Raw genomic sequence first — 12,073 nt, forward strand, 5'->3', positions numbered from 1 at the left:
GTGAGAACGGGCACGAGGCCCGAGGAGGATGACATGACCAAGCTCAGCTATCAGCTTTATAGCGCCCGCAATTTCCCGCCGCTGTCGGCGATCTTTGAAAAGCTCGGCAAGGCCGGCTATGGCGAAGTCGAAGGCTTCGGCGGCATCTATGCCGAACTCGACGAGGCGGGCCTCAAGAGCCTGCGCGCCGATCTCGACAAGAACGGCCTCGTGATGGCGACCGGCCATTTCAGCCCCGACTTCCTCGAAGGCAGCGTCGAGAAGTCGCTGCAGATCGCCAAGATCCTTGGCATGGATTCCATCTATGCGCCGCACCTGATGCCCGACCAGCGCCCGACGGATGCTGCCGGCTGGCTCGCCTTCGGCAAGCGCCTGCAGGCCATGAGCAAGCCCTACAAGGATGCGGGCTATGAATTCGGCTGGCACAATCACGACTTCGAATTCGTAAAGCTCTCCGACGGTTCGCTGCCGATCGAGCGCATTTTCGAAGGCGCGCCCGACATTTCCTGGGAAGCTGACATTGCCTGGGTCGTTCGCGGCGGTGCGGACCCCTACGCCTGGGTCGAAAAGCTCGGTTCGCGCATCAGCGCCGTCCACGTCAAGGACATCGCGCCGGCTGGTGAAGCCACTGACGAAGGCGGCTGGGCCGATGTCGGCCATGGCACGATCGGCTGGGCAAAGCTGCTTCCGGCCGTCAAGTCCGGCACCAAGGCCAAGCATTTCGTCGTCGAGCACGACAATCCCAATGATATCGACCGCAACATCACGCGCTCGATCGCTTCCTTCAAGACCTACTGAGGCAGACCATGACCAAGGAACTTGGCGTCGGCATCATCGGATGCGGCAATATCTCCACCACCTACTTCTCGCTGTCACCGCTCTTCAAGGGGCTGAAGGTGCTCGCCTGCGCCGATATCAACGTGCAGGCGGCAAAGCAGCGCGCCGAAGAATACAATGTGACGGCACAGACGATCGACGAGCTTCTCGCCAATGACGAGATCGACGTCGTCGTCAACCTGACGATCCCGGATGCGCATTATCCGGTATCGAAGGCGGCCCTTGAAGCCGGCAAGCATGTCTATTCGGAAAAGCCGCTCGTGCTCTCGCTGGAGCAGGGCGAAGAGCTTCGCCGCATCGCCAAGGAGAAGGGACTTTCCGTCGGCTGCGCGCCCGATACTTTCCTCGGCGGCGCACATCAGCTTGCCCGCAAGTTCATCGATGACGGCGGCGTTGGCCGTATCACGTCGGGCGCCTGCTACGTCATGGGCCCGGGCATGGAAATGTGGCACCCGAACCCGGACTTCTTCTTCCTGCCGGGCGGCGGTCCGATCCTCGACATGGGGCCGTATTATATCGCCAACCTGATCAACCTGATCGGACCGGTGAAGCGCGTCGCCGGCATGACCTCGATGGCATCGGAAACCCGCACCATCACCAGCCAGCCGCGCAATGGCGAGTCCATCCCGGTCAAGACACCAACGACGATCCAGGCGCTGCTCGAATTCGTCTCCGGCGCCACCGTGACGCTGACGGCAAGCTGGGATGTCTGGTCGCACCGCCACGCCAATATGGAGCTCTATGGCACTGATGGTTCGCTCTACGTGCCGGACCCGAACTTCTTCGGCGGTGTCGTCGAGGCAAGCGGCCGCGACAAGGAGATCAAGGCGCTGGATGCCTGGGATCATCCCTTCGGCAAGTTCAACCAGGAAAGCCCGAACGGCCCGCGCGCCAACTACCGCACGGCCGGCCTTGCCGACATGGCCATGTCGCTAATCGACGGCCGCGATGCGCGTTGCTCGCTCGACCGCACGCTGCACGGCGTCGATATCATGACCTCGATCCTGAAGTCGGGTGCGGAAGGCCGTTTCGTCGATCTGACGACGACCTGCACGCAGCCGGCGGCGCTGGGCATCGAGGAAGCACTGGCGCTGTTGAAGTAAGCCGAGAGAGCTTTCCGGGGTCGGTACGGTCGGCTCCGGATTGCCGTGAGGCACCACGCTAACGTCGTCATCCTCGGGACAAGCCCGAGGATGACGGTGTTTGAGGGCAGGGCCTATCAAGCAACGTCAGTATGTGAAGTTGTCGAGAACATGCGCCACGCGCTTGCCGTAACGGGGCGCTTGCTCCAATAGTGCCGGCGCGCCCGACACGAGGGCCGCGACGTTATTAGCTTTCGACCGCCGCTCGGTGCGGATACGAAAGAGAAGCACTTTTTACAGGTTGAGGAGACCTCAGATGAGCTGGCAACCGGCCGAAGACCGCTATTCGAAGATGAAGTATAACCGCACGGGCCGTTCCGGCCTGAAGCTGCCGGCCGTTTCCCTCGGCCTCTGGCACAATTTCGGCGGCGACACCCCGCATGACCGCAAGGTCGACATGTGCCGCACGGCCTTCGATCTCGGCATCACCCATTTCGACCTCGCCAACAATTACGGCCCGCCTCCCGGCAGCGCCGAGACCGCTTTCGGCGAAATCCTGCGCACCGATTTTGCGGGTCTGCGTGACGAGCTCATCATCTCCTCCAAGGCCGGATACGACATGTGGCCGGGTCCCTACGGCGAGTGGGGCAGCCGCAAGTACCTGATCGCTTCCTGCGACCAAAGCCTTGAGCGCATGGGTCTCGACTATGTCGATATCTTCTATTCGCACCGTTTCGATCCGGACACCCCGCTGGAAGAAACCTGCGGCGCGCTTGACTACATCGTGCGTTCCGGCCGCGCGCTCTATGTCGGTATCTCCTCCTATAATTCGCAGCGCACCCGCGAGGCTGCGGCCATTCTCAAGGATCTGGGCACGCCCTGCCTCATCCACCAGCCGAGCTATTCCATGCTCAACCGCTGGGTCGAGGACGACAAGCTGCTCGATGCGCTCGATGAGGTCGGCATGGGCTCGATCGTCTTCTCGCCGCTTGCCCAGGGCATGCTGACGACGAAATATCTCGGCGGCATTCCCGCTGACAGCCGTGCGGCGCAGAACCACTTCCTCAAGAAGGACTTCATCCGCCCGCAGATCATCGACAATATCAGGAAACTCAACGAGATCGCCGAAAAGCGTGGCCAGACGCTGGCGCAGATGGCGATCGCCTGGGTGCTGCGGGGCGATCGCGTAACCTCGGCGCTGATCGGCGCCAGCCGATCCTCGCAGATCGTCGATTGCGTCAATGCGCTCGACAATCTCGAGTTTACGGCCGAAGAGCTGAAGCAGATCGATGTCTATGCCAAGGAGGCCGACATCAATCTCTGGGCGAAGTCCGCAGAGCTGGAATAAGTTTCACCGCCCGGGGCAAAACCCCGGGCGTTTTTCTGATATAATCTGATGTACGTGCAGCAGAAATTGTTGCTCAAAAGGAGGAGCCGCCATGATCCGCAATCCAATCCTGCCCGGATTCAATCCCGACCCGTCCATCTGCCGCGTCGGCGACGATTATTACATCGCGACGTCCACCTTCGAATGGTATCCGGGCGTGCAGATCCACCATTCGCGCGATCTGGTGAACTGGACGCTGGTGCGCCGGCCTCTCGAGCGCGCCTCGCAGCTCGACATGCGGGGCAATCCTGACAGTTGCGGCATCTGGGCGCCATGTCTTTCCTATGCCGACGGCCAGTTCTGGCTCGTCTACACCGACGTGAAGCGCTTCGACGGCAACTTCAAGGATGCGCATAACTACATCGTGACCGCGCCCACCATCGAGGGTGAGTGGTCCGAGCCTGTTTACGTCAATTCCTCGGGCTTCGACCCGTCGCTCTTCCATGACGAGGACGGCCGCAAGTGGTTCGTCAACATGCAGTGGAACCACCGGACGGAAAGCTACGGCGGCTCGCCGAAATCGCCGGCCTTCGATGGCATCCTGCTGCAGGAATGGGATGCACAGACGAAATCGCTCAAGGGGCCGATCAAGAATATCTTCGCCGGCAGCCCGCTCGGCCTCGTCGAGGGACCGCATCTCTTCCGGAAGAACGGCTGGTATTATCTGACGACGGCGGAAGGCGGCACCGGCTACGACCATGCGGTGACGATGGCGCGTTCGCGCACTATCGATGGCCCCTATGAACTGCATCCCAACCGGCACCTGATCACTTCCAAGGACCATCCGGAAGCGGTGTTGCAGCGGGCAGGGCACGGGCAATATGTCGAAACGCCGGATGGCCAAGTCTATCACACCCATCTCTGCGGCCGGCCGCTGCCGCCGAAGCGCCGCTGCACGCTGGGGCGCGAGACGGCGCTGCAGAAATGCGTCTGGCGCGAGGATGGCTGGCTCTACCTCGAAAACGGCACGACGGTCCCCGATGTAGAGGTGCCCGGCCTTGGTGGTGCTACGCGGGCGGAAAAGCCTGTTCGTAGCGGGTATAATTTCGATGGCGGTAAACTGCCCGCCGATTTTCAGTGGCTGCGCACGCCACAGCCGGAACGCATCTTCAACCTGACTGACCGCCCCGGCCATCTCAGGCTGATCGGCCGTGAAAGCGTCGGTTCCTGGTTCGAGCAGGCACTCGTCGCCCGCCGGCAGGAGCATCACAGTTTCCGTGCCGAGACGGTCGTGGAGTTTACGCCGGACACCTATCAGCAGGTGGCCGGTCTGACCCACTACTATAACCGCCACAAGTTCCATGCCGTCGTCGTGACACTGCATGAAAAGCTTGGCCGTTGCGTCACGATCTTTTCCTGCAACGGCGATTATCCGAACGGCCGCATGAGTTTCCCCGCCGAGGCCGGCGTGGCGATCCCTGCCGATGGCCGTGTGCAGCTAGCCATGGAGATCCGCGATAACGACCTGCAGTTCTTCTGGCAGACGGAAGGCAAGGGCGCGTGGCAGCCGATCGGCCCGGTTCTCGATGCCGGTGTCGTCTCCGACGAGGGCGGGCGCGGCGAGCATGGCTCGTTTACCGGCGCTTTTGCCGGCGTCTTCGCCTTCGATACGTCGGGGCGGGCAAAGACGGCCGATTTCGACTGGTTCAACTACGACGAGCTGTGAGACGGGGCGATGGCTGATATCCGCATCGAGCCAATGGCCCCAGACCATATAGAAGCCTTCCACCTGGTGCTCGATACGGTGGCTCGCGAACGCAAATATCTCAGCCTTCTCGAAGCCCGGCCGCTTGAGGAGACGCGCCAGTTCGCGCTCTCTTCGATCGCATCAGGCAATGTAAATCTCGTCGCCCTCAATGGCGGCGAGGTGATTGGCTGGTGCGATATCCGCCGGCATTTCTTTCCCTCGCATGCCCATCGCGGCTCGCTCGGCATGGGCCTGCTTCCCGGCTTTCGCGGACAGGGGCTTGGCCGTCGGCTGATCGAGGCGGCGATATCGGCGGCGCGCGAGGCCGGCATGATCCGCATCGAATTCGGCGTACATGCCGATAACGCGCGGGCGATCGGGCTCTATGAGACGGTCGGTTTCGTGAAAGAGGGGGTTAGCCGTGATGCGTTCCATGTCGATGGCGATTACAAGGACGTGATCAATATGGCGCTGATCTTGCGGTAGGTGAATGCCGTCTTCATCACGACCGATTACGCAGACGTGATTGCCGCTGCCATGATCTTGCAACGTTGCGTTAGGTCCGGGTTAAGACATTAGGAATCTGGCATAAGTACCCGATTCCATTACAAATCTTTAATTTTATTTTCAGATTTCGTTCATTTTCGCGGACGTAGTTTCGGGGCGTGTTCAACACGAGGAAACCCCATGAAAAAGATTTTCGCAGCTCTTCTTTCCGCTTCTTTCCTGCTTTCGCCGATCGTTGCATCGCAAGCCAGCGCCGCCGATCATCGTCGTCCGCCGGTTGTCGTTAAGGAGAAGGTCGTCATCCACAAAAAGGTCGACCGTCAGCATCGCTGGTCCAGGGGCTATCGCATGTCGGCTGCCGAGCGCGGCCGCTACCGCGAAGTCCGCGACTACCGCCGCTATCGCCTCGCACCGCCGCCGCGTGGCTATCACTGGGTGAAGGCCGATAACGACTACCTTCTCGTCGGCGTCGCTTCCGGCCTGATTTCCAGCATCATTGCCGGTAATCGCTGAGTTCAGGTGCACCAGAAACAGGGCGGCTTCGGCCGCCCWTTTTGTTTGGGGAGTGTGGACATGATATCCTTGTCGTCAGGCGAAGAGGCCGGCTGAGCGCTTGATCACCCCATCCTCGGTGATGACAGCATCCATCGGGATATCATGCGGCTGCGGCTTGATCGTACGGATCTGCTGTTGCGAAAATCCGATGCCGACGGCGAGCGGCCTGGGGGAGAGCGCCGCCAGCGTCCTGTCGAAATAACCGCCGCCGACGCCGAGGCGATAACAGCCGCTGCTATAGCCGACGACAGGGGCAATCACGATATCGGGTTGTCGCTCTTCGCCCTCGGTGGGGATGAGAATGCCGAGCACGCCGCGTTCCAGCTTCACGCCCGGAGTCCAGACCCGGAATGTCAGGGGCTTTGCTTTCTCTGCCACGACCGGCAGCAGGCATGTCGCACGCCCGGCGATTGCGGCCATCCAGCCACGAAGATCCGGCTCTCCCTGAAATGGCCAGTAGATGCTGACAGTTTTTCCCGTGATGACGGGACCCAGGAGCCGGTCGAGATGCGATGAGATCAGCGCCGTCTTCCGCTCCCGCTCGGCCGATTCTATTCGTTTGCGGGCGTCGATCAGCCGCATGCGCTCGCCGCGGCGCCATTCCCGCACCAGCTCCCATGGCTCCTCCAAGCCCATATAGGCGGGATCGACTTCGTGCATCAGGCATGCCGGCGAGGCATAATCGTCTGGTTCGTCTTTCTGCATCTGGCGGTCCGATCGGAAGAAGTTTTCAGTTCATGCGACGATTTTGAACGCTTCGGCGATTGCGATCATTCTCTGATTTAGAATAATAGACAAGTTCGTTCATCAAGCGAGATCGATGTGGATCTGTCTTCTCTGGAAATTTTTCTCGTCGTTGCCGAAGAGGGCAGCGTCACCCGCGCAGCCAAGAGGCTTTCGCGCGCGCCGTCCAATGTCACGACCCGCATTCAGGCTTTGGAAGGGCAGATGGATGCTGCTCTGTTCAGCCGGGACGGCAAGCGCATGACGCTGACATCAGAGGGACAGCTCTTCGTCTCCTATGCGCGACGACTGACGGCGCTTGCCGGGGAGGCACAGCTTGCCCTGAAGGGCGTCCGCCCGCAGCCGAGCTTACGTCTCGGCACGATGGAGAGCACCGCGGCGAGCCGTCTTCCGCCGGTGCTGGCGCGCTTCAACGGCCAGAACCCCGATATTGCCCTGAAGCTGACGCTCGGCGCCACGCGTGAGTTGACCAGGGCCGTTTTATCCGGCGAGCTCGATTGCGCGCTGATCGCCACACCGCAGGGCGAGCCCGGCTGGTTGTCGTCTGCGGGTTTCGACGCCGATGATCTCCATTCCGCGCGTGTCTACGAGGAAGACCTGCTGCTCGTGCTGCCGCCTCATCATGCTTCAGTCACAGCACCTCAGGATATCCGCCTTCCGGCGCTTGCTGCGCTGGAGCCCGGCTGTACCTACCGCCAGATTGCCGAGCGCTGGATCCGCGGCGGCGCCAGTCTGCCGACAGTGGAGATGACGTCCTATCACGCTATCCTTGCGCAGGTCATCGCCGGCAATGCCGTCGGCGTCATGCCGCGCTCGGTGCTCGACATGCTGCCCTGGAGAGCCGAGGTCAATGTCCACCGGCTCGGAGCCGTCGATACGCTGCTGATTTCCAGGCGGCAGCAGCGCTCCGATCCGCTGCAGGCCTTCGAGCAGATCATGCTCCTGTCGGCCCATCCGCCCTCCATGCTGCAATAGCAGCGCCTCCAACATCGCTCACAGCCTTCTTCAAAGAGTATTCCATGCGCATGCCAAATCCCGACGAGACGCCCCGCCGGTCATCCATTTCGCGGCTGTTCCATCCCATTCTTGCCGGTGCGACGCTGCGCGACCGGATGCTTGCCTGTCTCGGCGCACTCGTCTCCATTGCGCTCACCGGCCTGCTCTGCGGCGCGCTCCTCGGTGAGGGGTCGCATCTGCCGCTGATCGTGGCGCCCATGGGGGCGTCGGCCGTGCTGCTTTTCGCGGTGCCGGCGAGCCCGCTTGCGCAGCCCTGGTCGATCATCGGCGGCAACACGATCTCGGCGATCATGGGTGTTGTGGCTGCAAGCCTGATCCGTGATCCGATCATCGCGACGGGTGTCGGCGTGTCGCTGGCGATCGCCGCCATGTCCTTTACCCGCTGCCTGCATCCGCCGGGTGGGGCGGCGGCACTGACGGCGGTGCTCGGCGGTCCTGTCGTTGCCAGCTGGGGCATGCTCTTTCCCTTCGTGCCCGTCGCCCTGAACTCCTGCCTGCTGGTGGCGCTCGGCCTCGTCTTTCACAAGCTGTCGCGGCACAATTACCCGCATGTGGTGGCCGCACCCGTCAATACGCACCTGACGGCAGACCGCCCCCCGGCGGAGCGCGCCGGTTTCCAGGAAGAGGATATCGATGCGGCACTCGCCAAGCTCAACGAGACTTTCGATATCGACCGCGCCGATCTGGCCCGGCTCCTGCGTCAGGTAGAGTTCGAGGCGGTAGCCCGCTCCAACGCGGAGATCCGCTGCGCCGATATAATGTCGCGCGATGTGATTGCGATCGATGCGGATGCTACGGTCGAGCAGGCGCGGTGGCTGCTGCTCAACCACAATATCCGGACATTGCCGGTGCGCGATGAGGCCGGAAAGCTGATCGGGACGGTGGGCCTTCGGGAGCTTGCGGTCGCCTCGGGTTCGGTGGAGCGGCTGGTCTCACCGGCAACGACGGCGCGTGCTGGCGATGTGGCGATGGCTTTGCTGCCGGATCTGACGGATGGGCGCGCCCATGCCGTCATTATCGTCGATGAGGCGAGGCGTATTGTCGGGCTGATTTCGCAGACGGATCTGCTGAGCGCTGTTGCGCGGGCATTACCCAAGGGGGCAAGCGGACCGATGACGCGGCCTGAAGACAATCAGCGCATGCCGAGATAGGCAAGCAGGCAGGCCGCCGCAGCGGTGATGGCGAGCTTCGGCCATCTGTCATCGAAGAAGAAGGCCATTAGCGCTCCGCCTGAAAGCGTGATGGTCGCGCTCCAGAATGTCTTGTCCGAGCAGGTGAGGGCGAGTGCGGCAAGAAACACGGCGCTGGCCACCATCGTCACCGGCGCTGAAGCCCGCAGGACGTCATCTTCCACAACATAAGGAAGAATGAAGCGCCGCAGGCTGAGGGCGAGGGTGACTGCGAGCAGAAGGTCAGTCAGGATAGGTGGCATGGTGGACCCGGTGGTTTCTGCTAAAGCCRGTGCAAGCCATGTGCCAGTTGGGGAATTGTCGCGGAGCTCTGTGGCTGCCGGGGATTGGGCGGCGAAGGGCCGAGCTTCGTGCCTCCGTGCCCATTTATTGCATTCAGGGTGATGAAAAAACAATCAGAAGATAGATCTGCATCATAATTCATCTTTAGCGCTGTGGCCCTCCGGCATGCCGAAGGGCCTATGTGCGACACACCTAGTCTCGCCGTCGCGACGGCATCACGCGTTCGGTGATGAAAGCAAGAATTCCTCTCGGTTTTCGCGTCTCACCGTCGGCCTGATCTCCATAGGTCAGCGGATGCAAGCCCTGGATTGGGGGCAGGGGCTCGCATTCGATGCACAGGCATCGATAGGGTCTGATTGCCGCCGCCTTCATGCCGCCTGCCGGTTCCAGCTGATGAAGGGATCAGGCAGGTTGCGCCAGCGCTCAGGCGTGAATGTTTTGCTTTCCACCAGACATGCGTCGAGCTCCCGCGTGATCCAGGCCTCGTCCATCGGGTTGGCGCCGATGAAGACGATTTCCTGGCGGCGGTCGCCCCAGATGGGGTCGAGATAGGGGCCGATGCCGCGCATGAAGGCCGGCTCCTCCGGCCATTGTTCGCGCGGCACGGCGGACCACCAGAGGCCCATCTTGCCGGTGCGGACGAGGGCGCCGGCCTGGCTGATTTCGCCGACATGGTGCGGGCGGGTCGCCAGCCAGAAGAAGCCTTTGGCGCGCACCACACCCGGCCAGGTGCGGTCGAGGAAGGCTTGCAATTTCCCAGGATGGAAGGGGCGCCTTTCGCGGTAGACGAAGGAGCGGATGCCGTATTCCTCGGTTTCCGGCACATGGTCTTTGAAGCCATGCAGTTCCTTGTACCAGAGCGGATGGGTCTCGGCCTTGTCGATATCGAAGCTGTTGGTGCCGAGCACATCCTTCAGCGCCACCTTGCCGAAGTCGGTTTCGATGATGCGGGCATCCGGGTTGAGGCCGGTGATGATCTTTCTGGCCGCATCGCGCTGGTCTTCGCTCGCCGTGCCGATCTTGTTCAACACGACGATATCGGCGAATTCGATCTGTTCGACCAGGAGGTCGACGATGGTTCTGTTGTCACCATCGCCTGATGTTTCGCCGCGATCGGCGAGGAAATCGACGGAGGCGTAATCGGCAAGCAGGTTGGCGGCGTCGACCACGGTCACCATCGTGTCGAGGCGGGCGACATCCGAGAGGCTTCTTCCATTTTCGTCGCGGAATTCGAAGGTGGTGGCAACGGGCAGGGGCTCGGCAATGCCTGTGGATTCGATCAGCAGGTAATCGAAGCGGCCCTGGTCGGCAAGCTGGCGCACCTCCTTGAGCAGGTCGTCACGCAGCGTGCAGCAGATGCAGCCGTTGGTCATTTCCACCAGTTGCTCGTCTGTGCGAGAGAGATTGGCGCCGCCATCGCGCACAAGTGCCGCGTCGATATTCACCTCGCTCATGTCGTTGACGATGACGGCGACGCGCATGCCCTCGCGATTCCCGAGCACATGATTGAGCAGCGTGGTCTTGCCGGCGCCGAGGAAGCCCGAGAGCACGGTGACGGGAAGTCTCTTGTCCATAATATCATCCTATTATGTTATAACGTAACAAATGCACTCACAAAAAAAGGCGGAACGGGGGTGTCGCCGCCTTCTTTCGCCGCAGACCTCGCGGGAGGGCTGCAAGTCCGACGGGATGCGCTGGTAACGCCCCGTGATTGTTCAAGCAGTGCCGACGCCTTGCCGATCCTCCGCTTATGCGCTGGCGAGGCAGTTCTTCATGCTGTCGGCGATGCCACGCATGAGGGTGAAGTAGAGATCGGGGCCKGCGGGCAGGGTGGCGGCTTCCGGGTCCAGCACGCCTGATTTCGCCCTGGTGCCTTCGATGACGACATCGACGAGGCGCGGTTCGAACTGCGGCTCTGCGAAGACGCAGGTTGCGCCGAGATCGCCGACCTTCTTGTGGATCTCCGAGACGCGCTCCGCACCCGGTATGGTCTCGGGACTGACGGTGATCGAGCCGGCGACGCGGATATGGTAGCGATGCTCGAAATATTGGTAGGCATCGTGGAAGACGATGAAGGGCTTGTCCTTCACCGGCGACACGGTTGCGGCGATTTCCTTGTCGAGCGCGTCGAGCTTGTCATCCAGCTCCTTGGCATTGGCCTCGTAGGTCAGCGCATTGGCGGGGTCGGCGGCAACCAGCGTGGTGGTGATCTCGGTGGCCATCGCCTTGGCGTTGACCGGATCGAGCCAGAGATGGGTGTCGAAGGCGCCGTGGTCGTGGTCATGATCTGCTTCGGCATGATCGTGACCAGCATCAGCATGTTCATCGGCGGAAGCACTATCCTGGTCGCCGTCATCATGCGCTTCAAAGGCGCCGCCTTCGCGGAAAGGCAGCTTCACCAGACCCGGCGCATTGTCGAGCCGGGCGACGATGGCGTCGGAACCCAGCGATTCCAGCGGCTTTTCGAGGAAGGCTTCGAGGCCGGGGCCGACCCAGAAGATCACCTTGGCTGCCTGCAAAGCGCGGGCATTGGAAGGCTTCAGATTATAGGTGTGCGGAGAGGCGGCGCCATCGACGATCAGTTCCGGTTTGCCGACGCCCTGCATGATGGCCGAAACCAGCGAATGGATCGGCTTGATCGAGGTGACGACGACGGGCGCCTCAGCAGCCTGGAGGGACCCGGCAAAAAGGAAAGCCGGGATTGCGAGGGTAAGGCCCATCGCCAGTTTCATCAGCATGCTCCGCTTGAATTGCAGTTGTAATGTTATTACATCAATTGCGTTAT

The 12,073-nt window shown here is 61.7% G+C and carries 13 protein-coding genes; 8 read left to right on the forward strand and 5 right to left on the reverse strand.

Features of this window, described 5'->3' with window-relative positions; translation table 11 throughout:
* The first annotated feature begins 33 nt into the window (after positions 1–33).
* The 6 genes from AC1D35_RS01175 to AC1D35_RS01200 all read left to right on the forward strand — a co-directional run bounded on the left by AC1D35_RS01175 (position 34) and on the right by AC1D35_RS01200 (position 6,013).
* Entirely contained in the window at positions 34–798 is a 765-nt protein-coding gene (locus tag AC1D35_RS01175; RefSeq protein ID WP_113311109.1) for a sugar phosphate isomerase/epimerase family protein, read from the forward strand.
* Positions 799–806: 8 nt separating this feature from the next.
* The gene (locus AC1D35_RS01180; protein WP_113311108.1) at positions 807–1,940 is read left to right on the forward strand and encodes a Gfo/Idh/MocA family protein; all 1,134 of its coding nucleotides are present in this window, start codon (positions 807–809) and stop codon (positions 1,938–1,940) included.
* A 295-nt stretch (positions 1,941–2,235) separates the two neighbouring features.
* Complete coding sequence (gene mgrA / locus AC1D35_RS01185) at positions 2,236–3,267, forward strand: L-glyceraldehyde 3-phosphate reductase (protein WP_113299329.1); 1,032 nt, start codon at positions 2,236–2,238, stop codon at positions 3,265–3,267.
* Positions 3,268–3,358: 91 nt separating this feature from the next.
* Positions 3,359–4,972: a glycoside hydrolase family 43 protein gene (locus AC1D35_RS01190; protein ID WP_113311107.1), complete on the forward strand. Its 1,614-nt coding sequence runs from the start codon at positions 3,359–3,361 to the stop codon at positions 4,970–4,972.
* A gap of 9 nt (positions 4,973–4,981) precedes the next feature.
* Positions 4,982–5,479, forward strand: a complete 498-nt coding sequence (locus AC1D35_RS01195; RefSeq protein ID WP_113311106.1) for a GNAT family N-acetyltransferase — start codon at positions 4,982–4,984, stop codon at positions 5,477–5,479.
* Positions 5,480–5,680: 201 nt separating this feature from the next.
* Positions 5,681–6,013: an RcnB family protein gene (locus AC1D35_RS01200; RefSeq protein ID WP_113311105.1), complete on the forward strand. Its 333-nt coding sequence runs from the start codon at positions 5,681–5,683 to the stop codon at positions 6,011–6,013.
* Positions 6,014–6,088: 75 nt separating this feature from the next.
* On the opposite strand, the gene AC1D35_RS01205 is transcribed toward AC1D35_RS01200, so the two are convergent.
* On the reverse strand, positions 6,089–6,760 hold the full coding sequence (locus AC1D35_RS01205; protein WP_113311104.1) for a 5-formyltetrahydrofolate cyclo-ligase: 672 nt from the start codon (positions 6,758–6,760) through the stop codon (positions 6,089–6,091).
* Between the two features lie 117 nt (positions 6,761–6,877).
* Here AC1D35_RS01205 and AC1D35_RS01210 point away from each other — a divergent pair, with 117 nt between their 5' ends.
* The gene (locus AC1D35_RS01210) at positions 6,878–7,774 is read left to right on the forward strand and encodes a LysR family transcriptional regulator (RefSeq protein WP_113311103.1); all 897 of its coding nucleotides are present in this window, start codon (positions 6,878–6,880) and stop codon (positions 7,772–7,774) included.
* A gap of 44 nt (positions 7,775–7,818) precedes the next feature.
* Positions 7,819–8,967: a CBS domain-containing protein gene (locus AC1D35_RS01215; RefSeq protein ID WP_113311102.1), complete on the forward strand. Its 1,149-nt coding sequence runs from the start codon at positions 7,819–7,821 to the stop codon at positions 8,965–8,967.
* Here AC1D35_RS01215 and AC1D35_RS01220 read toward each other — a convergent pair.
* The 4 genes from AC1D35_RS01220 to AC1D35_RS01235 form a co-directional block, all read right to left on the reverse strand.
* Complete coding sequence (locus tag AC1D35_RS01220) at positions 8,949–9,248, reverse strand: hypothetical protein (protein WP_113299322.1); 300 nt, start codon at positions 9,246–9,248, stop codon at positions 8,949–8,951. The genes AC1D35_RS01215 and AC1D35_RS01220 overlap by 19 nt on opposite strands.
* Positions 9,249–9,480: 232 nt before the next feature.
* Positions 9,481–9,660, reverse strand: a complete 180-nt coding sequence (locus AC1D35_RS01225; protein WP_113311101.1) for a hypothetical protein — start codon at positions 9,658–9,660, stop codon at positions 9,481–9,483.
* Positions 9,657–10,862 (reverse strand): zinc metallochaperone GTPase ZigA, encoded by a 1,206-nt coding sequence (gene zigA, locus AC1D35_RS01230; RefSeq protein WP_113311100.1) that lies wholly within the window; start codon positions 10,860–10,862, stop codon positions 9,657–9,659. The genes AC1D35_RS01225 and zigA overlap by 4 nt, the downstream gene beginning before the upstream one ends.
* A gap of 174 nt (positions 10,863–11,036) precedes the next feature.
* A complete protein-coding gene (locus tag AC1D35_RS01235; protein ID WP_113311099.1) occupies positions 11,037–12,020 on the reverse strand; it encodes a zinc ABC transporter substrate-binding protein in 984 nt (327 codons plus the stop codon).
* Between the last annotated feature and the right edge of the window lie 53 nt (positions 12,021–12,073).

Source organism: Rhizobium sp. P1_E6, assembly GCF_056405875.1.